Origin of the sequence: Mucilaginibacter pineti, from assembly GCF_900101875.1 — a bacterium.
GTDB classification, from domain to species: Bacteria; Bacteroidota; Bacteroidia; order Sphingobacteriales; family Sphingobacteriaceae; genus Mucilaginibacter; species Mucilaginibacter pineti.
Genome location: NZ_FNAI01000001.1, coordinates 678882 through 705629, shown reverse-complemented (window position 1 = coordinate 705629; position 26748 = coordinate 678882). Strand labels below are relative to the sequence as shown.

22 protein-coding genes and 2 tRNA genes are annotated in these 26748 nt (G+C 42.5%); 13 read left to right on the top strand and 11 right to left on the bottom strand.

The features are described from left to right. Positions 1-275: 275 nt before the first annotated feature. Genes BLS59_RS02815 through BLS59_RS02795 form a run of 5 tightly spaced genes read left to right on the top strand, consistent with a single transcriptional unit; the run spans position 276 to position 10907 of the window. Positions 276-3350: a SusC/RagA family TonB-linked outer membrane protein gene (locus tag BLS59_RS02815; protein ID WP_091143922.1), complete on the top strand. Its 3075-nt coding sequence runs from the start codon at positions 276-278 to the stop codon at positions 3348-3350. A 17-nt stretch (positions 3351-3367) separates the two neighbouring features. Further along, a complete protein-coding gene (locus BLS59_RS02810) occupies positions 3368-4843 on the top strand; it encodes a RagB/SusD family nutrient uptake outer membrane protein (RefSeq protein ID WP_091143918.1) in 1476 nt (491 codons plus the stop codon). 21 nt (positions 4844-4864) lie between these two features. Next, positions 4865-6385, top strand: coding sequence for a SusE domain-containing protein (locus tag BLS59_RS02805; RefSeq protein ID WP_091143916.1), 1521 nt, complete (start codon positions 4865-4867; stop codon positions 6383-6385). Between the two features lie 59 nt (positions 6386-6444). Further along, positions 6445-8208, top strand: a complete 1764-nt coding sequence (locus BLS59_RS02800; protein WP_091143912.1) for an endo-dextranase — start codon at positions 6445-6447, stop codon at positions 8206-8208. 20 nt (positions 8209-8228) lie between these two features. Next, entirely contained in the window at positions 8229-10907 is a 2679-nt protein-coding gene (locus BLS59_RS02795) for an alpha-L-rhamnosidase-related protein (protein WP_091143909.1), read from the top strand. A gap of 54 nt (positions 10908-10961) precedes the next feature. Here BLS59_RS02795 and BLS59_RS32205 read toward each other — a convergent pair whose 3' ends face one another. Continuing rightward, the gene (locus tag BLS59_RS32205) at positions 10962-11120 is read right to left on the bottom strand and encodes a hypothetical protein (protein WP_240315148.1); all 159 of its coding nucleotides are present in this window, start codon (positions 11118-11120) and stop codon (positions 10962-10964) included. Between BLS59_RS32205 and BLS59_RS32200 the strand changes: the two genes are divergently transcribed. Then, complete coding sequence (locus BLS59_RS32200; RefSeq protein ID WP_240315147.1) at positions 11089-11175, top strand: hypothetical protein; 87 nt, start codon at positions 11089-11091, stop codon at positions 11173-11175. The two genes, BLS59_RS32205 and BLS59_RS32200, sit on opposite strands and share 32 nt — an antisense overlap. Positions 11176-11250: 75 nt before the next feature. Here the strand turns inward: BLS59_RS32200 and BLS59_RS02785 are convergent, their stop codons facing one another. From BLS59_RS02785 to hscB, 7 genes are all read right to left on the bottom strand, one after another. Next, entirely contained in the window at positions 11251-11670 is a 420-nt protein-coding gene (locus BLS59_RS02785; RefSeq protein WP_091143902.1) for a DUF4267 domain-containing protein, read from the bottom strand. A 44-nt stretch (positions 11671-11714) separates the two neighbouring features. Then, positions 11715-12293 (bottom strand): Crp/Fnr family transcriptional regulator, encoded by a 579-nt coding sequence (locus BLS59_RS02780; protein WP_091143899.1) that lies wholly within the window; start codon positions 12291-12293, stop codon positions 11715-11717. A 38-nt stretch (positions 12294-12331) separates the two neighbouring features. After that, positions 12332-12622 (bottom strand): hypothetical protein, encoded by a 291-nt coding sequence (locus tag BLS59_RS02775; protein WP_091143895.1) that lies wholly within the window; start codon positions 12620-12622, stop codon positions 12332-12334. Between the two features lie 256 nt (positions 12623-12878). Then, positions 12879-14003 (bottom strand): FAD-dependent monooxygenase, encoded by a 1125-nt coding sequence (locus tag BLS59_RS02770; protein ID WP_091143892.1) that lies wholly within the window; start codon positions 14001-14003, stop codon positions 12879-12881. Positions 14004-14045: 42 nt separating this feature from the next. Further along, positions 14046-14939, bottom strand: a complete 894-nt coding sequence (locus tag BLS59_RS02765) for a helix-turn-helix domain-containing protein (protein ID WP_091143889.1) — start codon at positions 14937-14939, stop codon at positions 14046-14048. A 504-nt stretch (positions 14940-15443) separates the two neighbouring features. Next, positions 15444-15523, bottom strand: a tRNA-Leu gene (locus tag BLS59_RS02760). A 28-nt stretch (positions 15524-15551) separates the two neighbouring features. Next, positions 15552-16076: a Fe-S protein assembly co-chaperone HscB gene (hscB, locus tag BLS59_RS02755; RefSeq protein ID WP_091143885.1), complete on the bottom strand. Its 525-nt coding sequence runs from the start codon at positions 16074-16076 to the stop codon at positions 15552-15554. 144 nt (positions 16077-16220) lie between these two features. Here hscB and kdsA point away from each other — a divergent pair, with 144 nt between their 5' ends. From kdsA to BLS59_RS02730, 5 genes are all read left to right on the top strand, one after another. After that, a complete protein-coding gene (gene kdsA, locus BLS59_RS02750; protein WP_091143881.1) occupies positions 16221-16997 on the top strand; it encodes a 3-deoxy-8-phosphooctulonate synthase in 777 nt (258 codons plus the stop codon). 25 nt (positions 16998-17022) lie between these two features. Next, on the top strand, positions 17023-17976 hold the full coding sequence (locus BLS59_RS02745; RefSeq protein ID WP_240315132.1) for a KpsF/GutQ family sugar-phosphate isomerase: 954 nt from the start codon (positions 17023-17025) through the stop codon (positions 17974-17976). Between the two features lie 18 nt (positions 17977-17994). Continuing rightward, entirely contained in the window at positions 17995-19326 is a 1332-nt protein-coding gene (locus BLS59_RS02740) for a nucleotide sugar dehydrogenase (protein WP_091143876.1), read from the top strand. A 217-nt stretch (positions 19327-19543) separates the two neighbouring features. Next, positions 19544-20947 carry an undecaprenyl-phosphate glucose phosphotransferase gene (locus tag BLS59_RS02735; RefSeq protein ID WP_091143873.1) on the top strand — a complete coding sequence of 468 codons (1404 nt, stop codon included), beginning with the start codon at positions 19544-19546 and terminating at the stop codon, positions 20945-20947. 1 nt (position 20948) lies between these two features. Then, a complete protein-coding gene (locus BLS59_RS02730) occupies positions 20949-21728 on the top strand; it encodes an ABC transporter substrate-binding protein (protein WP_091143869.1) in 780 nt (259 codons plus the stop codon). A gap of 93 nt (positions 21729-21821) precedes the next feature. Here BLS59_RS02730 and BLS59_RS02725 read toward each other — a convergent pair. Further along, positions 21822-21903, bottom strand: a tRNA-Leu gene (locus BLS59_RS02725). Between the two features lie 272 nt (positions 21904-22175). Here BLS59_RS02725 and BLS59_RS02720 point away from each other — a divergent pair. After that, positions 22176-23132 (top strand): CvpA family protein, encoded by a 957-nt coding sequence (locus tag BLS59_RS02720; RefSeq protein ID WP_091143865.1) that lies wholly within the window; start codon positions 22176-22178, stop codon positions 23130-23132. Between the two features lies 1 nt (position 23133). On the opposite strand, the gene BLS59_RS02715 is transcribed toward BLS59_RS02720, so the two are convergent. Then, the gene (locus BLS59_RS02715; RefSeq protein ID WP_091143862.1) at positions 23134-23385 is read right to left on the bottom strand and encodes a hypothetical protein; all 252 of its coding nucleotides are present in this window, start codon (positions 23383-23385) and stop codon (positions 23134-23136) included. 165 nt (positions 23386-23550) lie between these two features. Further along, the gene (locus BLS59_RS02710; RefSeq protein WP_091143859.1) at positions 23551-24531 is read right to left on the bottom strand and encodes a helix-turn-helix transcriptional regulator; all 981 of its coding nucleotides are present in this window, start codon (positions 24529-24531) and stop codon (positions 23551-23553) included. 98 nt (positions 24532-24629) lie between these two features. Here BLS59_RS02710 and BLS59_RS02705 point away from each other — a divergent pair, with 98 nt between their 5' ends. Then, complete coding sequence (locus BLS59_RS02705; RefSeq protein WP_091143855.1) at positions 24630-26720, top strand: TonB-dependent receptor plug domain-containing protein; 2091 nt, start codon at positions 24630-24632, stop codon at positions 26718-26720. The last annotated feature ends 28 nt before the right edge of the window (positions 26721-26748 follow it).

Below are 26748 nucleotides of genomic sequence, written 5' to 3'. Positions count from 1 at the left end.
ATATTTTCTCATCCGCAAATTGATACATTTTGATTTTAAATTGAAATGCTGTGATTATCCCCTTTGTCTTCAATCCTGTTACTTAGTGCTTATCAAAATGCCTCCGCCAATCGGTATCAGAAGATAACAATAAACCAAATTATTAACTTAACAACCATTATGAAGAGAATTTACGTTGCACACTTCCCGCGCTGTTAAAAAAACGGGCGATTATAAACCAATAACCGTAAGGCTGCCAATGCCTTGAAATTATAACCTGAAAATCTTAAAGAAATATGAAATTTCGTTTACGAAACTTACACTTTGGCGTGTCCAAAAAAACAATTGCCATTAGTCCGCTGGTGTTGCTCCTGGCAATGCCAGTATGCGCTTTTGCATCGGTAAGGGCTGCAGCGGTCCCGGTATCTGCCAGTCCGGTGCAAGCCTTAAGCATCAGTGGTAAAGTCGCCGATGCCGCAGGCGTGCTGCCCGGCGTATCCGTTACCGAAAAAGGTACTGCCAACGGAACACTTACTGATGGCAACGGTAATTTTAAGCTCCAAGTTAAAGATCAAAACGCCATACTGGTGTTCAGCTTTTTAGGCTATACTACGCAGGAAGTACCTGTTGCAGATAAGACCATCCTGGATGTGGTGCTTGCCGCGAACGTAAAAGCTCTTAACGAGGTAGTGGTGATCGGTTACGGTACACAAAAAAAGAAAGATGTTACCGGCGCGGTAACATCGGTTAATATTAAAGAAATCTCCTCGCAGCCAGTGCCAGATATTGGGCAGGCTATTGAAGGACGGGCGGCTGGCGTACAGGCGCTCACGTCGGGTTCGCCGGGCAGTAATGTTACCATCAGGGTCCGCGGGGTAGGTACCATCAACAATGCCGATCCCTTGCTGGTTATCGACGGTGTACCTACCGACGTACCGTTGAATACCATTAACCCCGACGATGTGGCTTCTTTCGATGTGCTGAAAGATGCATCCGCAGCCGCCATTTACGGTTCGCGCGGTGCAAACGGCGTGGTGCTTATCACTACCAAAAAAGGCAGCGCGGGGGCAAGTCACTTAAATATAAATGCCTTTGCCGGTGTGCAAAAAGCTACCAATATGGTAAAGCTGCTCAACGCCAGTCAGTTTGCGCAGCTAAACAATGAATTGCTGGCCAACAACAACCAATCAACCAACCCGGCCTATGCCGATCCGAAATCATTGGGCGCGGGTACCAACTGGCTGGATGCTTTGTTCCGCACAGCGCCTATCCAAAGCTACACGCTGTCCTACTCGGGCGGCACCGATAAGTCAGACTACTATGTATCCGGTAGCGTGCTTGATCAAAAAGGCATTATTATTGGCACAGGCTACCGTAGGTATACCGTACAGTTTAACGGCAATAATAAAGTGCTTAAATGGTTAAAATTCGGTAACAACTTAACCCTAAATCACGATGAAAAACCAAGTGGATCATATGATATCCGTAGTGCCATGGCAGCCAATCCTGCTCAGGCAATTTTTAATGCCGATGGTACTTATGCGGGGCCGGTAGGTCAGCCGCAATTTTATGGCGATGTGAAAAATCCCATCGCGACAGCAAACCTGGTTAAAAATAATACCGAAGGTTATAATTTATTAGGATCGGTATATGCTGAAGCTACTATTTTACCGGGCTTAACCTTTAAAACAACGGGAGGGATGCAGGCGTCGTTTTTTAACAGCCGCACCTGGTCGCCAAAGTATAATTATCAACCTATTCCCCAGCCAAATTCTTACCTGGCCGAGCAGTATAACAGGAGCATTACCTATACCTGGGATAACTTTTTAACTTACGATAAATTCTTCGGTAAAGATCACCACCTAACCTTGCTGGCAGGTACCGATGCGCAAAGCAACGCCTACCATTTTGCAGGCGGTAATGTAAGCGGCTTTGCCAGCGATGTTACCCAGCAGCTGAACAACGGCACGTTAAACCCTGTACTGCAGGGCGATGGTTCCGAGTGGTCATTGTTATCCTACGTAGGCCGCGCCAACTATACCTTTAAAGACCGTTACCTGCTAACGGCTACCATCAGGCGAGATGGTTCATCACGCTTTGGCGATAACAATAAATATGGCACCTTCCCATCAGCATCTTTAGCCTGGCGGGTTACGCAGGAACCATTTTTTAAAAATATCACCTTTTTTGATGACCTGAAAATACGCGCCGGCTATGGCGAAACCGGTAACCAAAACATTGGTAATTATTCCTTCGCATCGGTACTTACATCGGCGGTTTATAACTTTAACGGCACTGTAGTACCTGCCGAAATTGCGCTGAACGCGGCCAATCCCAACCTTCATTGGGAAACAGTTAAGCAAAGCAATTTGGGTATCGATGCCACATTCCTGAACCAACGTATTACCCTTAATATAGATGGCTACATCAAAAAAACAACTGGTATGCTGGTACCTATTAACCTGCCCATATCAACCGGTTACTCGGGGGCGGCGCCTTATGGTAACGCGGGCAATGTAGAGAATAAGGGCATCGAGATCGCGGTTACCTCTAAAAACTTAACGGGCTCTTTCGGTTGGACAACAAGTGCCAATATCTCCTTCAACAAAAATAAGATCACTGCCTTGAGCGATAATACCTCGCTGTTTGGCGGCAGCATAGGCTTAAATGGCAATATTAATATCAATTCAGTTGGCCATCCTATCAATAGCTTCTATGGTTTTGTAACGCAGGGCATTTTCCAAACCCAGTTTGATGTAGATGCACACGCGGCCCAGCAAACCGGGGCCGATCCTTACAACCGTACATCGGCAGGTGATATCAGGTTTAAGGATTTGAATAATGACAACGTGATCAACGATGCCGACCGTACCTACATCGGCAATCCCAACCCTAAGTTTATTTACGCCATGAACAATACGTTCAGCTACAAAGGTGTAGATCTGAGCGTGTTTTTACAAGGCGTGCAAGGCAATAAAATATTTAACGCCAATAACGTTTACCAGGAAAGTATGGCGGTGGCCCAAAATCAGACGACAAGGGTCTTAGGCCGATGGGAAGGAGAAGGTACAAGCAATTCCATCCCGAGGGCTATTTATAACGACCCTAACAAAAATTCGCGGATATCTGACAGGTTTGTGGAGGATGGTTCATACCTGCGTATCAAAACCGCCACGCTGGGTTACACCGTTCCGCAGCTTTATATGAAACGGATTGGCTTTAGCAGCGCGCGTCTGTACGTCACCGGCCAAAACCTGTTCACGTTTACCAAATACACCGGATTTGATCCCGAGGTGGGCAGTAACGGTATCGATTTTAGCGTGTACCCCGTTACCCGTACCATTAGTTTAGGTATCAATTTAACACTTTAATTTTTAAAGCATTAATAATGAAAGCCAATAAATATATCATAGCACTCATACTATCGGCAGTATTGGTGAGCTGTAAAAAAGATTTCCTGGATAAAGCACCGCTTGATTCTGTTAATACAGGCAATTACTATAAAACAGCCGAAGATGCTGTAAATGCAGTAAACGCAGCCTACCAGCCTTTGCAACGCCCAAAACTATACAATTTCAGGATATGGACTACCGATATTATGGCCGGTAACAGTGTTACCGGCGCAGGTGGGGGTACCGATGGTATTGAAACCCAGGACGAACAGAATTTTGTAACCACATCGGCCAATGCCGGGATACTTGATATTTACCGTGGCCCCGCGCCAGGCATTTTACAATGTAATATTGTATTGCAAAAAGTGCCGGCCATTGATATGGATGCCGCCTTAAAGAACCGGGTTTTAGGCGAAGCCAAATTTTTAAGGGCCCTATACTACTTTAACCTGGTAAGGTTATTTGGCGATGTGCCTTTGATTACCAAACCACAGGTGGTAGGGGATGACCTGAAGCTGAAACGATCACCCAAGGCTGATGTTTACACGCTAATCATCCAGGACCTTACAGATGCCATGGGTTTGCTGCCCGCAGCGTCAACCTATTCGGGTGCCGATATCGGCAGGGCATCAAAAGGCTCGGCCGTAGGTTTATTGGCCAAGGTTTATTTAACGCTGGGCAATTACCAGCAAACGGTTGACCTGTGTAAACAGGTTACCGCGCTGGGCTATTCGCTCAATACCAATTATGCCGATAATTTTTCGGCCACCAAAAAAAATACCGGTGAATCATTATTTGAAGTGCAATACAGCGGGGCCACTACTTATGGCTTTTTTGACGATTTTAATCAATCAGCATGGGCAAGCACCTTCACCGGGCCACGTAATTCTGATTTTGTGGGCGGCGCGTATGGCTGGGATCAGCCAACGCAGGAGTTTGTAAACAGCTACGAAAGTGGTGACCTGCGTAAGGATATCACCATACTTTACCCGGGCTGTCCCGCTTTTGACGGTAAGGCTTATCTGGCATCTTACTCCACAACGGGCTTTAACCTGCGCAAGTTTTTGGTACCCAAATCCATATCGCCAGATTATAATACCAATCCTGAAGATTTTCCGGTTTTGCGCTACGCGGATGTTTTGCTAATGCAGGCCGAAGCCATGAACGAGCTGAGCCAGGGCGGGGCCGAAACACCGCTTAACCTGGTACGTAATCGGGCAGGTTTAGGCAACGTTGCCACCGGTTTAAGCAAAGATGCCTTCCGTACCGCGGTATTGCATGAGCGCCGCATGGAACTTGCTTTTGAAGGCCAGCGCTGGTTTGATTTGATCAGGATAAACAACGGGCAATACGGGCTTGATTTTTTGCATACGATAGGCAAAAGCAATGCTACGGCCAAATTTCTGTTGCTGCCCATACCGCAGCAGGAGATTGACTCCAACCCAAATCTTGTACAAAATCCAGGCTATTAATCAATTAAAATAACCTTTAATATGAAAGCGTTTAACTTTATCGGTGCTTATTCACCAGCATATAAAAATAGCAGACCCACGTTTTTGGGGCTATTATTGATAGCTGTTTTTGCCCTGTTTATCGCATCCTGTAAAAAGGATACTATTATCCCGCAGGTAACTTCAACCCCGTTACTGTCGGCATCGGCAAGTACTATTGTGCTCAGCCGGGATACGAAAGATCAGCAGGCCGTTACACTCAAGTGGTCGGCAGCAACAGTAAAAGGTATGCAGGGTTCCATTACCTACTTTTTGCAGTGGGATTTAAAAGGTAGCAATTTTGCTAATGCCACCAATATTAAACTTGGTCGCGATACGCTCACCAAAAGCTATACTCAGGAAGCGTTGAATGATCTGTTTGGCACCCTGCCGTTTGCAGCTGCCACCCCGGTTGAGCTGCGTATTGTTATTGCCACATCAGATGGTTCGGTAACACCATTTAACTCCAACACAATTGGGTTAACAGTTACTACCTATAACAAAGTGATACCGCCGCCATACAGCGCGCTTTGGATGGTGGGCGATGCCACTCCAAAAGGATGGGATATTAGTAATGCCACGCCAATGGTGCAGGATGGCACCGATCCGTACCTGTTCACTTACATAGGTTTGCTTACAGCAGGCGAGTTTAAGATTGCCACGGTGAAGGATTTTGGCGGCGCGTTTTATCGCCCCTTAACCAATCATCCAGACCTGTCGGTAACAACTGCCCAGGTAAGCAGCGGCGACCCGGACAATAAATGGCAGATAGCCGCGGCCAAAGCAGGCAATTATAAGGTTACTCTAAACCTGCATAACAGCAGCATTAGTATTGTAAGCACCGATCCGCCGAAAGCGCCTTTTAGCCAGTTATGGTTATTGGGCGATGCCTCGCCGGGGGGATGGAGTCTGGACGCTGTTACACCGCTTACTGTTGACGCCAGCGACTCATTTATATTTACCTGGACAGGTCCGCTAATTGCAGGCGATTTTAAAATAGCTACCGCGAAGGATTTTAATGCGCCATTTTACCGACCAACAACTAACGCACCCGATCTGTCGGCTACCGCAGTACAATTAAACGCCGGCGACCCTGACAATAAATGGCATATTACAACCGCCAGCACCTATAAAATCACGCTTAACCTGCGCACCAATACCATCAGTATCGTAAATACTATTATTACTACGCCACCTTATACCGCGTTATGGATCATTGGCGATGCCTCGCCGGGAGGCTGGAGTTTGGATGCTGCTACGCCAATGGTTAAAAGCGTCACCGATCCTTTTGTATTTACCTGGACCGGTCCACTGGTTGCCGGGGAATTCAAGATAGGGACAGCAAAGGATTTCGGCGCTAAATTTTACCGCCCTGTAAGTGATCATCCCGCGCTGTCGGCAACAACGGTACAGCTTAGCTCCGGCGATCCGGATAATAAGTGGGTCGTTACTGCATCAACAGCAGGTAATTATAAAATAACGCTCAATATGAAAGATTTAAGCGTTGCCATCGTAAAACAATAATTATAATTGGTCCCCGCTTTTTTACCGTGGACATTTTAACATACAATAAAACACACCAAATGAAACTATATTTTATAGGCGTATTGATGATTGCAGGTATAAGCTGCGGCTGCAAGAAGGATAAACTGGTTGATAATACCCGGCTGATAACAAGCATAATGGCCAGCAACCTGGTCAATATCGCTACTGATAAAGCCTTTTACAAGCCAGGTGATGAGATCACCTTTACCATTGATAAAGCTTTGCCTGCAACGGTGAAGATCAGGTATAAGCAGTCCGGGGCGATTGTTCAGTCGGTTACCTTATCCGGTACCAGCTGGAAATGGACAGCTCCCGCAACTGATTTTACTGGTTATATGGTAGAATTGTTTGACGGTACGGATAACGAGGAGAAAATTTACGGTACGATAGCGGTTGATGTGTCATCAGATCCCGCTCGTTTCCCGCGGAATGCTTTTTTATCTGCCTATGGCAAAATGAGTGCTGAAGATATTAAAACGGTCATGAGTTCATTGAACCGTTACCACATGAACTATGTGCAGTTTCAGGATTGGGAATATAAACACCATGAGCCACTTGCCGGAACCGTAGCCCAACCCGATGCCAGCTGGAAAGATATTGCCAACCGCGATAATTACGGCACTACGGTGAAAGGCTATATTGATGCCGCGCATAGCTATAATATGCTTACCCTGCACTATAACCTGGCTTATGGTGCCTTAAACGATGCCGCCGCAGATGGGGTGGCTGAAAACTGGTATTTATTTAACGATGCCACCCATACCAAAAGAGAAATAGCCACTTTGCCGCAGCCCCTGTTTAAAAGCGACTTGAATATAGTCGACCCATCAAATACCGGTTGGCAACAGTACCTGGCCACCAAAACCAAGGAAGCTTATCAGGTATACCCCTTTGACGGTTACCAGATAGACCAACTGGGCAACCGAGATAAAACGCTGTATAACTACAATGGCGGCACGGTTGATTTGCCAACAGCTTTTAATTCTTTTATTAAAGCGATGAAATTAGCCATGCCGGCCAAAGCCTTGGTGATGAATGCGGTAACCCAATACGGCCAGCCGCAGATAGCCAGCGCGCCGGTTGATTTCCTGTATTCGGAAGTGTGGGCACCTAATGAAAGTTATAAAGACCTGGGTGATATTATTAAAAGTAATGACGCCCTAACCGGCGGGGCCAAGAAAAGCGTATTGGCCGCTTATATGGATTATGACCTGGCAGGCAGCCCTGGTTATTTTAACACCCCCGGTGTATTGTTTACAGACGCGGTGATCTTCGCCCACGGTGGATCGCACCTGGAACTGGGCGAGCATATGCTGGGCAAGGAATACTTTCCTAATAATAACCTGCAAATGCGCGATGACCTGAAGACGGCCATGGTAAGCTATTATGACTTTTTAACTGCTTATCAGAATTTGCTACGCGATGGCGGCACATTCAATAATCCAGTCATTACTGCCGGCGATAGCAAAACCAGGTTAAACAACTTTCCGCCCGTTACAGGCCAGGTATCGGTAATCGGGAGAGATCTGGGTACCAAACAAGTGATCCACCTGATCAATTTTGCCAACGCCAATAATTTTGACTGGCGCGACCGTAACGGAACGCAAACCTCCCCGGTGCCGGTAATTAATGGTCGTTTCAATTTTACATCCACCAAAAGCATCAAAAAAATATGGGTAGCATCGCCCGATGTTGATGGTGGCGCATCTAAAACCTTGGCTTATACACAATCCGGAAATTCGGTAACGTTCACTTTACCGATGCTGAAGTATTGGGATATGGTGGTTGTAGAGTACCAATAAGAATTCGTAAATAAATGTTCATGAGATACAAGCTTTCTTTAATTTTTAGTTTATTGCTTGCAGCAGGCAACGTGAAGGCGCAAAGCAGTAAGCCCATATACACATCTAAAGCCTATACTGTATACCCAAATAGGGTGGTTCAGGGCAAGTACACGGCCAGTGCGATTTCGCGTACCCAACTACAGTCCAACTATCAAAGCCCTGCGAATCTGTATAAAAGCCCGGTGGTTGATTTTAAGTTCAGCATCAACGGTAAGGATAATGAAATGCCCTCGGGTAATGATCATCATTTTAGTTGTTTAGCCCAGGATAACGAAACGCCCGTCATCAGATTTGGTGAAAGCTACGTTGATAAAAAAGCGGTGCCACCGGGTGGCTACCTTAAACCCTCGACCATCTTCAGGATCAGGGTAGATATGCAGGCCATGCTTAACGCTTTTAAAACCGTAGGGTTTTACACCTGCTTTAATGGCGATAAAATCTACAAGGACGATTTTAAGGGGGTATTTGTAGCCGGCAATACGGCGCCCATGATCTGGGATTTTAACAACATTCACAACCGCCCCGAGCTGGAACTAAAGGACCCTGATGGCGATGGTATTTATGAAACCACCCTGGTACTCAATAAACCCCAGGATGCCAACAGCACTGCCGCAGGCTGGAAACTCACTAAGGGTGTGAGTAATTTTCCACAGTATCATTCCGGTTATCCATTGTCTGATGCCGTCTATAACCTGTCTCTCGAAGAAATGCAAAACGCTGTTGAACCTGATAGTACATTTCGCACCGGTAAAGAGTGGAGCGGTGTTTGGACAAGGGATATCAGTTATAGTATTATCCTATCCATGGCCATTCTGCAACCCAAAGTGGCCATTTACAGCCTGATGCGAAAGGTAAAAAACGGCCGCATTATACAAGATACCGGTACAGGCGGCGCTTACCCGGTGTCGTCAGACAGGATGATATGGGCGGTAGCAGCCTGGGAGGTTTACAAAGTAACCGGCGACCGTGACTGGCTGCAAAAGGCCTATGTCATTATTAAGCAGTCTGCCGCCGATGATACCCTTAATGTATACGATAGCAAAACAGGACTTGCCCGCGGCGAATCCTCATTTTTGGATTGGCGCGAGGAAACCTACCCAAGATGGATGCAGCCCGCCGATATTTATGAATCAGAGTGTTTGGGAACCAGTGTGGTACATTATCAAGCAAATAAAGTGTTGGCCGCGATGGCTGGCTTATTGAGTGATAAAAATGCCACTGCGAGCTACACTCAACAAGCCAATATCATCAAAAAAGGGTTGAATAATCTATGGCTGCCAACAAAAGGCTACTATGGTCAATACCTTTATGGTCGTAACTATAAAACGGTATCACCACGATCAGAAGCGTTGGGCGAGGCCCTTGCAGTACTGTTTGACGCGGCAGATGCCGGTAAACAACAAAGCGTTATAGGCAATACTCCGGTAAATGAGTTTGGTATCCCTTGCATTTATCCGCAGATCCCCAATATACTGCCGTACCATAACAACGCCGTATGGCCATTTGTAGAGGCTTATTGGGCTATGGCATCGGCTAAAGCAGGGAACGAGGAATCAGTGATAAGGGCAATCAGTGCTATATACCGCCCGGTCTCGCTGTGGCTTACCAATAAAGAGAATTTTGTAGCCAGCGATGGTGATTTTGCAGGTACCCAAATTAACAGCAGCAATATGTTGTGGAGCTTATCAGGAAATATCGCATTAGTTTATAAGGTATTATTCGGCATTCATTATAACGAGGGCAGTTTACAGTTTAAGCCTTTTGTGCCGAAAGCATTGGCTGGTACGCGTTCTTTGGATCATTTTAAATATCGTGATTCCTGGCTTAATATCAGCATGACAGGTTATGGCAACCAGGTTAAAAGGATCACGCTGGATGGCACAACGATAACAAATGGTATTATTCCTGCCGGTTTAAATGGAGAACATAACATCAACATTATATTAGCTAACAATGTAGTTAATGGAAAAAGTAATTTGCAACCAAATTACACAGCACCGGAAACGCCGGTTGTCACTTATGCAAAGGGGAAACTTACCTGGCCAAAGGTCGAAAAGGCGGTCGGCTACCGGGTCATTAAGAATGGTGGGCTTATAGTTAAAAATAGTACGCTAAGTTATCCTGTAAATGCAGGTGAGTATGCAGAATACCAGGTTGTTTCTGTTGATAGAAAAGGCATTAATTCATTCGCCAGCGAACCGATGCAGGTAATACCTGCAAACTCAGCCCAGGTGATAGAAGCCGAGAGCTTAACTAATAAGTCGGCCCTGGATTATAAAGGATTTACGGGCAACGGTTTCGTAGAGGTCAGTAAAACCAAGAATCTTACTTTGAAAATATCTGTTAAAGTTAACAAAGGCGGAATTTATGCAGTTGATTTTAGATATGCCAATGGTAATGGCCCCATTAATACAGAAAACAAATGTGCTATACGTAGTTTATTTGTGGATAAGGAATTTGCCGGTACTGTAGTGTTACCGCAACGCGGCAAAGGGGAGTGGAGTAATTGGGGTTATAGCAATGTTGTTAAAATGAAACTGAGTAAAGGTGAGCACATGATATCATTGCAATTTAGGGATGCCAATGAAAATATGAATAGTGAGATAAACCAAGCCATGATAGATCATTTACGTTTGATTAAACTTAGTGCCCAATGAACGAGAGGAAGAAGAGACGCTGTGTGACAATTGAGTTGGTTCTAAGTTATAAATCTATGACGATAATGGCACCAGTCCCCCCGGTCTGGAATATGCTGTACCACCGGAAACAAAAGCATATTTAGCTGCCGCGACAACGCCGTAAAGGTTGGGAAATCTTGATGAGATCGCAAAAACGGTATTGTTCCTGGCTTCTGACGCTGCAAGTTTCATTAAGGGGACGGAAATAATAGTAGATGGCGGCTACCTCAACTACGGATTTAAATAAATACCAACGATCATCACTCAGTAAACTTAAAAGCGGCCAAATGCCGCTTTTAAGTTTTAACTTCATAATGTTTAACTAACGATGTGACAGTTCATTGCTTCCTGCTTTAAAAAGTAAAATGCTGGTGATGACCATATAAACGACAGTTAAGCCGTGAATAAGCAGATGTTGCAGGTCCCCGGTGCCATTGGTGAATAATACAATAGAAAAGTCAGTAGCAGGCACGATGATGGCAGTAGTTAAAGCTAACGCGGTAGGGATACGCATTTTTAGAAACAGGAAGGGGAGTAATACCAGCCCTGAAAATATGTCGCGTATGCCTTTTATCCTTCCGTAAGACAACTCTTTAAGTGGTATGCCGAAGCCGGTAGAACCTGCCAGAGGATCGACGATAAATCTCAGACCAATGAAGATGATACCTACGGCAACTAAAAAGGTCATCCAGAACGATACGGACCGGAAACCCCAGGAATTTTTGATCTCTTGTGTTTTCATGACACAAAAGTCCTGAGTTAGCAAATGCTTTTCATGCACCAGGGTTAATAACGCAGACCTGCGATACGTTTACGTATCCGGCTTAAGGACTGGGGTTTGACACCGACGTAAGAAGCAATGTAATACTGTGGTATTCGCTGAGCTATATCAAAATAGGATCGCAGGAATTTTTCATAACGTACCTCCGGTTTATCTGTATAAAGTGAGGTGACCTGCTTGATAATATTAACAAAAACCTGCTCGATCCCTACGCGCCCAAACCGCTCGCCATACTGAACCTCCCGATAAAAGATTTGCAGATCATCGTAGCTGATCGTCCAGGCGATGACCGGCTCCAAAGCCTGTATGTTAACGGTTGAGGACACTTTCGGCAGAAAACTTGGGTAATCGCAGACCCATTCCTTTTCTTTATTAAAATAGTTGGTTTGCTCGTCGCCGTTATCGGACAGGTAATACCTCACCAATCCCTGCTCCAGAAAGATCAGGCGCCGGCAAACCTGCCCAGCTTTCAGTAAATGTTCCTCCTTTTGAAATTCTTTCCGATGAAACAATTCTCTTATTGCTTTTTCGTCTGCCGCTGACAGCGGCACATAAGTCCTGATATTTTCAATGAGCAGATTCATTCCCAGACCAAATATTAAAAAGAGTCAATAAAGATTATCTATTGAAGAAAATGTACAACTAATTGCTCCCATTCCACATCTAACGATATATTAGGAAGTATTTGTCGTGCTTTGCCATACCAGTAACCTGCATTCCCACTATCGCCTTCTTTTCGATGCAGGTAAGCGTGAACCCATGCCGATTGCTGATCTTTAAGATGATCAACCTGGGCATGGGCTTTGTTCCAATCACCCTTAGCATCATACCAAAGACTTTTCAACTGCACAGAAAGATTACTGCCGGGCTGCTCCAAATTCAATGAGGCCTTAAATTCCGTTAGCGTATTCATGACGTAAATTACACGAAAAATAGCTTTGATCAGATACTTAAATTAAACAATGATGCAGAATATAACAATTAACAAACAATTTAGCCACTTTTCTAAGTATGATTTTATTGGTAATTATTCTAATAAGGTTTTGCTTTGCACCGTCACATTTAGTAGAATGCCTATGCATTTAGATCAGGTTTTATCATACAGCCGGTAATATTTTTCTGTGATTATTTTAAAGTTAAAGCGCAGATATTTACGGCAAGCCATAATACTAAAAGCCAAAGCCTTCTCTATTTCGTTTGTTAACAGCTTCTTCAGTTTTTGGAATTAGCATATCCAGGCCGAAATTGATCACATCCCCCTGCAATTCCTCTATGAAAGGGCGGAAGCTGATATTGTATTCCTGAAATGCCGGTTCAAAATTGCCGTGGTGTTTTTGGAAAGCATCGGCTAGCGCAGCGGCCCCGTCTATTGCCAGCGATCCGCCTCTGCCCGCGGCCGGTGAAGCACAATAACCCGCATCACCAACCAGTGCTACACTGCCTTTTGTCCAGGACGGCATTTTCATTTGACATAGTTTGTCAAAGTAAAAAGTTGCCGAGTGATGCACTTCTTCCAGTAATTCTGATGTTCGCCAGCCTGTTCCTTTAAACTGATCCTGAATGATTTTTCGCTGCTGTTCTTCGTTCCGGTAGTCATAAGGGATTTCATGCTCTGAAAAAAAGGCAAGACAGATATCTGTTTTATTGTTGTATGCATTCAGCATTACGGTCTTACCCGGTTCACTGTACATTTGTATTGTATTTTCGGGGATGAGTAACTTATTCACAATGGTAATAGAGAAGTAGGTTTGCAGGAAATGCGAAAACTCTGCTTCCGCTCCAAACCAATATTTCCGGACGGCAGAATGAATACCGTCGCAGCCGAATACCAAATCAAATGCCTGTTTTGATCCATGCTGAAAGGTAACTTCAATGTGATCATTAGTTTGCGCCAAGTTGGTAATACATTCGCCATAAATGAACTCAACATCATCTTTGATCGCCTCATGCATGATGTCTAACAGTACATCCCGTTCAATCTCGTATTCTACTTCTCCGCGCTCATCGTGATTTTTTTGAATGAAGTCTAATCTTTCAGTAACATCATCGGCATTTTTGAACTCCATCCTTTCCATGATAAGCCTATTTGACTCGATTTGTTCGAACAACCCCATACGTTTCACGATGTCGATAGTATTTCCCAGTATGTTGACAGGTGTGCCCCCCTTTTTGAGACTGCCGGCAATCTCAATGACAGTTACATGGTAACCGAATTTATTCATCCAATAAGCAGTTGAAAGTCCTGCGAAACTTGCACCCGAAATCAGTACTTTTTTATTTTTTGGTATTTTCATTTTCTATACGCTTTTTGTTGATGCAAAGCAACATCATATCAATCAAGCGGTATAGGGTGAAACAGTGTAAACCTTGGACTGATCGAGGTTCTTAGCGCGAAACGCCAAAGGAGTCATACCTGCAACTTTGGTGAATAGTCTTGAAAAGTATGGATAATCATCATAACCCAACGCTGCAGCGATTTCTTTAAGCGAATGGTCAGAATGATAGAGTAAACGTTTAGCTTCCAGGATAACACGTTGCTGGATGTGATAGGAAACGGAATGACCGGTTGTATTTTTTACGCATTCATTAAGGTAAGGTGTAGACAGGTGAAGCCTTTTTGCGTAGTCCGTGGGGCGTTTAAGCTGGATAAAATGAAGTGCTAATATCTCCCGGAAGGCTTTGGTAACGAGTTCTAATCTGGATAGCTTGTCAGCTGATGAAGATTGATCCAAGTGCGATGAAATTACTAACCCGACGAGTGCATTACAGTGATCTTTCAACAGGGAATGATGGAGTCGATCCATTTTTCGTTCTGCGAATTTAATGCAGAGAGATACCGCTTCGGAGAACAACGCAGACGTTTCGATGTTTAACGATATAGGGGATGCAGGAGTGATGTTTTCCAGCAATTTCAGATATTCAGGCTTCAGGTTTTCATCATTGATAGCCCAGGCGCTAACGGTAACCTTTTCAAATGAAATGATCCGGTGTACCTGGTCAGGATGCATATAGATGACAGCCGGCGAATGAATTTCATATCGGTGAAAATCAATTTCCATATTCACAGCCCCTTTTTCGAGTAGGAAAAAGGAATGGCGGTCGTGTCGCTCGGGTTGTTCCCAGTCTCCAAGATAAGGTAAATATTCAAAATCAATTCTCTCAATGGTGAAACCCGAGTTGAACTCGTCACCAAATTTATTTACAGGAATCGAACCGATGTTTTTTCGCATCGTTTTACATTTTTTTATGTAAAGATATGTTTTTCGATACTGCACTTGTGACAACCGCCAATAATGACTGAACTAACGGAGTTCGCCGTGATAGATATTCTATGAGGAAAATTGAGAGTTTTCGTTAATCCCAAACTGGATTGGCCGCGGGGGCACATCTTGAAATAACTTCAAAGTCCTGCCGGACACATTAATTTAATGATTGAAACTATAAAATCGGACCTTAAAAAAGTCTGAGGGAAATATAAATGGTTCAAAGGTTCCCGGTCAAAGTCATAATTGAAAGTGTAATAATTAAAAAAAACACGTGGACTTATAACGTATTGTGAATCAAAGCGTAATAAAGTTCAATAAGTAAAAGGCCTTGAAATAGAAGTTTTGGAACCCTCTAACGCACAGATATTTAGGGAAATGTAAAAATGAAAAAGCGTTTGAAAACACGGCGTTTTGGTAGTTTCTGTAAAAATAAAGCCCTAACAATCAGATTGTTAGGGCTAAAAAATGTACCCAGCGCCGGAGTCGAACCGGCACGGTTTCCCACAGGTGTTTGAGACCAGCGCGTCTACCAATTCCGCCAGCTGGGCATGCTCTTAGTAAGTAATGTGTAATTCCTTACAGGCGGGCTGCAAATGTATCTAAACTCTCTTTAATTCGCAACAGATATTTTTGTCTATAGTAAATATCTGCAATTTCTGTACGCCGTTCTTCCTGTGCGGTGTGGTTTATCTCAGTGTAATCGGTAGTTAGGATAGTTAGTTTCTCGTTAATATCTCCCTCAATTGCAAGGACTTCCGCGGTAACCGTAGCTAATTCTTCGGCAGAAGCAACTTCCATAAGTCGCTCGTTAATATCCATCATTTCCATTAAAAAATCTGCCGGTAATTGTGGTTTTGCACCCTCAGATACCAGGTCATGCAGCTTTAAAATGTACTCCATTCTGCGCGCCGGGTCGTTTAAAACCTGGTAGGCCTTATTATTTAAGGTTGACAATTCCAGTATTTCCTGCTGTTTAGCCTCGTCTTCGCCGGCGTAAAAATCGGGATGGTAAAGCTTACTCAACTCATAAAACTTTTTCTTTATTGATGGCTGATCAATTTGAAACGATTCAGGAATGCCGTAAAATTCAAAATAGTTCATTTTGTAAAGGTAGAGATTAGCAGGCAATCCTAAAGTCAGAAAAGGTAGAGATCCCAATTACTGTATGTGTAGTAAGCCTATACGTTTTTCCTGTTTTCGGACTATTAAAAAAATCAGCATCTTTGCTTTGTAACCTATTATACTATGTTGTTTGATCAGATACGGCAGAAGCCGTTTTTTATATTGGGGCCCTGCGTTATGGAAAACCAGGAGCTTTTATACCAGGTAGCCGAAAAAGTTGCCGAAGCCGGGCAAAAATATAATGTGCCTGTTATCTTCAAATCATCTTTTGATAAAGCAAACCGTACCTCCATTCACTCGTACCGCGGGCCAGGCATTGAAAAAGGTATGGAGATGCTGCAAAATGTTAAAGAGCGATTTGGCTTGCCGGTAATTACCGATATTCACGAACCTTTCCAGGCGGCTATTGCTGCCGAGGTGGTTGATGTTTTGCAGATTCCGGCTTTTTTATGCCGTCAAACGGATCTTTTAGTAGCTGCGGCCAAGACCGGAAAAATTGTGAATGTTAAAAAAGCGCAATTTCTATCTGGGCATGATATGTTTTATCCCGCCCAAAAAGTATTGGAGGCCGGTAATGAACAGGTGATCCTTACTGAACGTGGTAACATGTACGGTTACAATAACTTGGCTGTAGATTTCAGAAATATATATGATATGAAGGCTTTTGGTCATCCGGTTTGTATGGATTGTACCCATTCGGTACAGCGCCCTGGTGGTGCTGGCGGTAAAACGGGCGGCGACCGTACTTTTGTGCCTATGATGGCGTTAGCTGCTAAAGCTTTCGGTGCCGATGGCTACTTTATTGAAACTCATCCAGACCCTGATAATGCCCTTAGCGATGGACCTAATATGTTGAAACTACAGGATTTGGATGGTTTAATTGCCTCATTGGTAGGTTAAGTAAAATAGTAGTTTATTTAGAAAATTGGGTTCAGATAGTTTGATGAAGGATATTGCCAAAAGGGTTTTTGATATTGAGATAGAATCGCTGCAGCATGTGGCCGGTTTAATTGATGATGAGTTTACCAAAACGGTTGAAGCTATACTAAAAGCCACAGGTAAACTTGTAGTTATAGGTATAGGCAAATCCGGACTTATAGGTAAAAAAATTGCAGCTACACTGGCCAGTACCGGTACTCCGAGCTTCTTTTTACATCCCGGTGAGGCATTTCACGGCGATTTGGGAATGGTTGGCTCGAACGATATTGTAATGTTGATATCGTACTCCGGCGAAACCGACGAGGTGCTCAGGATCATTCCTTTCTTAAATTGGAATAAAAACCTGGTTATTGGCGTAACCGGTAATCCAAACTCTACGGTAGCAAAAAATAGTCATCATCACCTTAATATAAAAATAGCGCGCGAGGCTTGCCCGCTTGAACTTGCGCCTACATCATCTACTACTGCCGCTTTGGTAATGGGCGATGCGCTGGCCGTTGCCTTAATGGAATGTCGCGATTTTAAGCAGCATGATTTTGCCCGGTTTCATCCCGGTGGTAGCTTGGGCAGAAAATTATTGGTGAAGGTGAAAGATCTGATGCGTACCGATAAGTTGCCGTTTATTAGCGAAGAGGCGTCGTTTACTGAATTGTTACTGGCTATGTCTGCCGGTAGGTTAGGTATGGTTATGGTAGGGGATGAGCGAGGAATTAAAGGAATTGTTACCGATGGTGATTTAAGACGTGCGCTACTTAAACACCCGGATACTGCTACCTTAACAGTAGCCGAAATCATGACTCAAGATCCTATTATTATTGATGGCGACGAGTTTGCAAGTCAGGCCGAACTGCTGATGATGGAAAAAAAGGTAACTACATTACTTGTTGGCTCGGCCGAAAATAAAACCATCAGCGGTGTTTACCAGATCTATAATTTATAAGGCTTTAAACAACCACAAATGTTTGATCAATCAAATCAAATTATAAAAGAATTTCATTCACCTCAAAAAGTTCACATAGCCATTATTGGTTTGGGATATGTTGGATTGCCTTTAGCTGTTGAATTTGCCAAAAAGTTCCCGGTGATAGGTTTTGATATAAAAAAGAGTAGGGTTGATGAACTTAGTAATGCTTTTGACCGCACATTAGAAACCGATACCGATGTTTTGGCGTCAGTTTTAAAATCGGATAACAGTGCCAATGGCTTAATCTTTACTTCGTCTGTACAGGATATCGCCCCTTGTAATGTATACATTATTTCGGTACCTACGCCTACAGATCAACATAACAGGCCCGATTTAAGTATATTGATAAAAGCCAGTGAAAGTGTTGGCAGCGTACTTAAAGTGGGCGATGTTGTAATCTATGAATCAACGGTTTATCCAGGAGCAACTGAAGAGGTATGTATCCCTGTTTTAGAGCGTTTATCCGGATTGATATATAACAGCGATTTTTTTGCAGGATATTCTCCCGAACGAATTAATCCGGGTGATAAAATACATACCCTTACCAATATTCTGAAAGTTACCTCGGGTTCAACACCGCAGGCTGCTGATTTTATTGACGGCCTTTATCGAACCATAGTTACCGCCGGTACCCACAAGGCACCAAGCATAAAGGTAGCTGAGGCTTGCAAAGTAATTGAAAACTCGCAACGCGATATTAATATTGCTTTTGTAAACGAACTGGCAAAGATCTTTCAGCTGTTAGACATAGATACCCATGCGGTATTAAAAGCAGCCGGTACCAAGTGGAACTTTCTTAATTTTAAACCTGGTTTAGTAGGAGGGCATTGCACCGGTGTCGATCCGTATTATCTTGCCCAAAAAGCACAGGAGGTAGGGTATCACCCCGAGATAATATTGGCAGGCCGCAGACTTAATGATGGAATGGGGACTTATGTTGCACAGGAGGTTATTAAGCTGATGATAAAGAAAGACATCGCTGTTAAAAATTCAAATGTACTTGTGCTTGGTTTTACATTTAAAGAGAACTGCCCTGATGTACGTAACACCAGGGTGATTGATATTGTAAAGGTTTTAAGTGAGTATGAAGTGAATTACGAAATCTACGATCCCTGGGCCGATCCTGCCGAAGTAAAACAGGAATATAATGTACGTACAATAAAGAATTTCGATGGTCTGACAGGTAAGTATGATGCTATAATTATCGCCGTATCTCACAACGAATTTCTTGGTTTAAATTACAGTTCACTCAAAAAAAATGATGCAGCGGTTATTTACGATATCAAAGGAATTTTGGCCAAGGATATCGTAAGTGGCAGGTTATAAGCGCGTTGTTTTATAGATGCCAACCCCTGGAGGTTTTAATGGATTTTTCGCTTTAAAGCAGTTTGAAATTTTATACTTGATTTCTTGATTTTTAATTTTATTGCCTATACGATAACATATTTTCAATCGTTGCGGCAATCGATTTTAAGATTGTTATTTATAAATAAATATGCTAATTTTAGCGAGCATATTATACTACAGAAAGCACTCATAATACATGATTCACAGATACGCTACTTTTATTAAAGCAGTGAACCTTACCATTGATTATATTATTCTTAATATGAGCATGGTAATTTCTTACTTCATAGAAGACCGGTCATATATTTTTTGGATAAACAACAGGAAGTACTTGCCCATAGTTTTGGTTTTTAATTTAATATGGTTGTTGTCGGCTAATATCACCGGTTTGTATGAACATGTTTTAAATAAAGATTCTATAAAAACATACCGGGGTGTAATTAAAACCTACCTCTTATTTGTAAGCTTCATCTGTTTTACCATTATTATCTTAATTGGCACAAGGGCTTACGCAATTACCCGCGAATACCTTTTTTACTCTCTTGCCTTATTTGGCTTTTTATTAGGATTATGGAAGTTGATATTCCTGACTATTCGTAAAAGTGACCGTGCTTCGTTAATAGATACCAGAGCCGTAATTATTATAGGCGGTGGCCGCATTGGTGACGATCTGTACAGCTTTTTCAGACAAAACCCTGAGCGTGGTTACAGCCTGGTTGGTTTTTTTGACGATAATCCCGATAAAGTAATTGACAAGCAGTTTTATTTGGGAGGTACTAACGATTGTATAAATTATGTACTGAATAATAAGGTTGACGAGATATTTTGCACACTGCCAAATTCCGAGGCCTTAACGATAGAGAAGTTAATGCTCGACGCGGATAAAAACCTAATTAGGTTTAAGTTTATCCCCGAGTATTATGACTATGCAAAAAAGCCAACGTTTATACAAAGCTTTGGGCATATTCCGGTAATATCTGTAAGGCCCGAGCCGCTCGAAAATATGCTCAACAGGTCAATCAAGCGTTTGTTTGATGTGTTGTTTTCGTTATTTATCATTCTATTTGTTTTTAGCTGGCTATTCCCAATACTATCTATTTTAATCAAGCTGGAGTCGCGCGGACCAATCTTCTTTGTTCAGGAACGCTCTGGGCGCGATAATAAGCCGTTTAAATGCTACAAATTCCGTAGTATGCGTGTTAATAAGGATTCTGATAAAAAACAAGCTACCCGCGGCGATAAGCGTATAACCAAAACGGGTGCTTTTATCCGCAAAACAAGTTTAGACGAGTTGCCGCAATTTTTTAACGTGATACTGGGTAATATGTCTGTAGTAGGACCAAGGCCGCACATGATAAGCCATACGCAGCAATACTCACAGTTGATAGACACTTTTATGGTACGCCATTTCCTTAAACCTGGAATAACCGGTTGGGCGCAGATAAAAGGACTTAGGGGCGAAACTCAAACTACACAAGCTATGCTTGAACGTGTAGAGGCCGACGTTTGGTATTTGGAAAATTGGTCGTTCCTGTTGGATATGAAAATTGTTTTCCTAACCTTCTGGAATGCTTTAAGAGGCGAGAAGAACGCGTTTTAAGATGCCTGTTTTTCACGATCAACTCCATCGTGCTATAAGTTTGTCAGCTGTACCTGAAAAGATTATTTCTGTTGTTCCCTCACAAACCGAACTGCTGTTTTATTTAGGCCTTGATGCCGAAATTATAGGCATCACCAAATTTTGCATTCACCCTGCAAATAAGTTTAAAACAACTACAAAGGTTGGTGGCACCAAGCAATTAAATACCGAGCTGATTAAATCCCTCAAGCCCGATCTGATCATCGCTAATAAGGAAGAAAACGACCGCGGCCAAATAGAGGAACTTAGTAAATTATTCCCCGTTTGGATCAGCGATATTAATAACCTTGCCCAAGCGCTGGATATGATCCATAACGTTGGATTGCTTGTTGATCGCCAGACTGAAGCTGAAGTTTTATTTAAAGCGATTACGGCCGGTTTTAAATCATTTCCTCTGCCTCAATTAAATCTTCGGGTTGCTTACTTAATATGGCGCAAACCGTATATAGTAGCCGCTACCAATACCTATATCGATAGCATGTTACAACTTTGCGGATTTACCAACGCGTTTGAGGCAGAGCGGTACCCAGAGCTCGGTTCAGATGACTTGATAAGGGTTAAACCGGATGTTGTGTTTTTATCGTCAGAGCCATATCCGTTCAAGCAAAAGCATATAATAGAATTTCAGGAACTGTTACCACAAGCCAAAGTGCTGTTAGTTGACGGTGAAATGTTTTCCTGGTATGGGAGCAGGTTATTGCAGGTGCCGGAATATCTTGAAGGATTGATAGCCGAATTGTGATGTATGCTATTGATTTTTATTTAAACAATAAGATTTATAAAAAAGGTTTAAAATAAAAAACCCAGTCAAATTGACCGGGTTTAAGCTGTTATGTGCGGAAGAAGGGACTCGAACCCCCACGCCGTGAAGCGCCAGATCCTAAGTCTGGTGCGGCTACCAATTACGCCACTTCCGCATTAGGATTTTTAACAGGTCGCAAAGATAGTGTTTAATGTTAAATTATAAAACATAATTTTAGTTTTTTGTCTATCTGCCTCATTTCATTGCTATTAAAATTTCTGTATTGATTTGCCGATACAATGTTTTTCATTTATATCCGTTTTTGATTTGTTTTAACCCGAAAAGTCTGTTTGTTTTTTCAATTTAATATTATGTGATCTGCATGAAAAATGAAGACCGACCTATCAAAGTGATAGTATAATACCTATAATTGTACAATACCTAATAATGAACTACATAAACCTGCTGCTTATAATTGTTGTACTGTATAGCATATATTCGGGTATACAACGTGGTTTTTTGCTGTCATCACTTTCGTTACTATCATTGATAGGCAGTTTGGTGGCCGGCTTTGTTTCGTATCGCTACCTAAGTTCTTTTTTATTGCACATTATTCCGTCATTAACTTTTTGGGCGGTACCATTTGCATTCATCATTGCGGTAGTAGCCACCCGGTATATTTTGGATACCATTTTTTTAAAAGTACTGGCCATGATGCCGAGATATGTTCACAAAAGTATTGTCAACAAAGCACTGGGCATACTACCCGGATTGGTAAATGGTTTTATATGGTCGGCTTTATTGGCTTCATTTTTATTGCTGGCGCCGCTTACAAATAAGGTGTCAATGGAAACACGGAACGGTAAATGGGCCGAACGTTTAATTGAAAAAATAAACTGGTTGAACGATAAAATGTCGCCAATTTTTAGCGAAGCTTTTAATGAGGCTATCCCTAAAAATACAGTTGAGGTTGATGCAGAAGAGCCGGTTAGCCTGCCTTTCAAAGTAACAGATGCTAAAGTAAGGCGCGACCTGGAAATGAAAATGCTTATTCTGGTAAATAAAGAGCGTAAAACAAGAGGTTTAGCGCCGCTTAAGGCAGACCCCGAAATGGCTGTAGTTGCGATAAAACATTGCGCAGATATGTTTAAAAGAAGCTATTTTTCGCACTACACACCCGAAGGTATTGATCCGTTTGATAGGATGAAAAAAAGTAAAGTCTATTTTCTTATAGCTGGCGAAAATTTGGCAATAGCCCAAACACTCGCAATAGCACACGATGGGCTGATGCGTTCTCCCGGCCACCGCGCCAATATTCTGAATCCTTCATTTGGAAGGGTAGGTATTGGCATACTTGACGGCGGCAGTTATGGCTTAATGATAACGCAGGATTTCAGAAACTGATCTATTTGCTTGTCATAAACCCAATGGATCTTAACTCTTGTTGTTTTACAACAAGCCCTTGAATATAAAGCTGACCATCAATAATTTTATAATCCAAAGACTGCTCCTCAACTTTAAAGTCCTGGTCTTTAAAAACCTCTTTTATCTTGTTTAGCAACTCTTTTCTGTCGAACGGTTCGCTTACTTTCAATATATCGTTTGCCGGTTCAAGAACAATGCCTTCAACCTTGTAGGAGAATAATTTCGATTCCATACTTGTAATAAATAATGATGAGTTAATTCCCGATCCGGTATAATCTGTTGTTATCAGTCACTCTATAAAACGTATCGTTTGTACCTTAAAACTACGGTTAAGTTTTATAAAATTCGATTTAACCACCACGTTTTTACATAACAATATGTTAGTAACCACTTAATATTAAGCCACCAACGCAATACTTAGTAGCACCCAAACCAAGAGCCGGTTTATTTTACTTGGTAAGTACCCAAATCGTTTTTTAAAAGCTACGGTAAAGTGATGGGCGTTTTTATAGCCTACCTTATGGGCAACCTCACTAACCGACTGATTGGGCAATAAAAGCATGTCTTTTGCTTTCTCCATACGTAACTCCAGTAAATACCCAAACACGGTGTTGCCAAATGCTTCTTTAAACCCTTTTTTTAATTTAAAATCATTCAAACCAACTTTACGTGATAACTCTATTAGCGAACAGGGTGTTTGCAGGTTTTCAGCGATCAATGTTTTTGCCAGTTCCAGTTTTTTAAAATCGTTTGATTTAACGGGCGATAGCCCAGCCCGATCAAATTGCTCCATACTTAGGAAGAGCAATTCCAACATCTTAGCGGCTAATAAAATAGGATGGAGGCTATTGTTATCAATGTATCTGGTGGTTGTAATGATGATCTCGTTCATCGGCATATTAATAAGGCCAGTTTTAAGCAGTTCGCCTACATCACTATTGTTATTTTGCAGATAGAAATCTACTTTAGCCGTCAGTAGTTTTCTTATGTCTTGAAATGCCAAACAAACTATTAACAATTTCAGATCGCCGTTTGCAAGGATATTAAATTGGCTGTCGTCCGGCAGCGTTCTAATATGATAACTCCCTTCCTTCATGATCGTTTCTGTCCGATCGACAGTAGTTGTTATCGTACGCCAGCCCGAAAGCATAAAGTTCATTAATAAAATACTTTCGTTTATCTGTATTTTAAGTGGCAGAGGCGCACCACATTTCAGGTCGATAATAAGTAATACTATCCCTTCAAGTTTTATCTCTTTAATTAACAGGTCAATATCGATACTTATTTTGTGAGCCTGGCTGATTTTCACCCCATCTGGCTGCATATCTATCGGTAAAAAAACAAGATCCGGAATAAACGGGGTAGTGATCCTGAGCATAATTAATCCCTTAAACGTGTATTAAAATCCTTTTGGCGTTGACACTTAAATTATAAATCGCTCAAATTTGCATCATTATTTTTAATTAGTCTAAATAAATGCAAATAAAAATTATCCTTTGTTTTTTATTACAGGTATCAGCAGTTGGCATAACAGCTGCGCAAAAAGCCGATTCGTTAAAAAAGGATAGCGCTAAACAGTTAAAAGAAGTTGTGGTAACAGGAACACGCACACAAAAAAGTTTGCAGCAAGTGCCCATACCCATAACCCGAATCACATCAGAAGAGATAAAGAAAAAAGGGTTGATAAGATTAAACGAAGTGTTATCCGAGCAAACCGGGATGACTATTCTCGATGATCCGCACGGACAAGGTATTCAGATACAAGGTTTTGACCCAGCTTACACACTTATTTTGATAGATGGCTTGCCATTGATCGGTCGTACAACCGGGATCTTTGAACTGTCACGTATCACTACCAATAACATCGACAGGATTGAAATTGTAAAAGGCCCTACATCTTCCTTATATGGCTCCGAAGCTATGGCCGGCGTTGTGAATATCATCACCGCCGAGCCGGCTAAAGGATTAGCCGGCGGGTTATCTGCCCGGTACGGTACAAATAAAACAGCCGACCTGTCTTTAAATTCTTCTTATAAAACGGAAAAATTTTATATCTCGGGCTTTGTAAACAGGTACAGCAGCGGCGGGTATTCGCTTGAAACCGCCTCCGGTATCCCAACGGTTTCACCTTTTGAAGGATATACCCTAAACGGTAAGACATCCTACAAAATTGATAATAATACCACGTTAAAACTTTCGGTAAGATATTACACCAACGATCAGGATAGCAGGTTTTTGGTTGATACCCGTTACGCGGCGGGAACCGGTACCGAAAAGGATTTTAATATAGCGCCGGTTATAACGCATCGTTTTAGCGATAAGGTCTTCTCCACCTTGCAGTTATATCGGTCTACCTATAAAACAAATTCAGATGTAAGGTATGAGGATGATAATTCGGTTTATGACCAAACCTATTTTAACCAGGCCTTTAACCGTGCCGAAATTCAGAACGATTACGCTATACAGGATAACCTGAAATTAACCGCAGGCCTCGGCGGTCAGTATGAAACTGTCGAGGCTACCCGTTACACTAAACTGCAGTCATTTACATCTGGCTACGGCTATTTTCAGGCCGATTGGTTACCTGTTAAAAAGCTGGATATTATAGCAGGTGGCCGGTATGATGCGCATAGTGTTTACAAATCGCAGTTTAGTCCGAAGCTGGCTGTAAGCTACGCGCTTACCGATAAATTTACCCTGTTGGGTTCTGTAGGTAAAGGTTATAAAGCACCGGATTTCAGGCAGTTGTATCTGAACTTTACCAACGCCGAGGTTGGTTACAGCGTATTTGGTTATGAAGAAGCCAACGCGGGTATCCAACGCCTGCAACAAGAGGGGCAGATAGAATCTGTACTGATAGATCCATCTACTCTGAAAAGATTGAATGCCGAGAGTTCAACCGCTTTCAACTTTGGTTTCAGGTATAAACCTACTGAAAAATTGTACTGGACGGCCAACCTGTTCCGTAATAATATCAGCAACCTTATTGAAACAGCACCCATTGCCATTAAAACAAACGGGCAATCTGTTTTCTCTTATTTTAATCTAAACAAAGTATTCACCCAGGGTGTAGAAACCGATTTGAGCTACCAGCTATTTAAGCCTTTGCAAATTGCAGGTGGCATTCAATACCTGGAAGCTTACGACCAGGACGTGCTCGACCAGATAAAGGCCGGTAAGGTATTTACTAAAGACCCAACTACCAACCTTACCAAAGTCATAAAAAGAAGCGATTACGGTGGATTGTTGAGCCGCTCTAAATACACCTATAACGTTCGCCTGAATTACCAAGATGAGAAAACAGGTATTAACACCTCCATAAGGGTTATCTATCGCGGCAGGTATGGCTATAAAGATACCGACGGCAATGGCATTGTAAACCGCGCCGATGAATACACCAAGGGTTACGTGCTGGTAAACGCGTCGCTTTCAAAAATGTTCCTGAAGGATGCTATAAGATTGCAATTCACGGCCCAGAACCTGTTGAACTATAAAGATTCGCAAGTGATCCTGAACTTGCCGGGCAGACTTATTTATGCTGGCTTAGCCTATAATTTTAACAAGTAATAAACAACAAACCATTCAAAATAACACA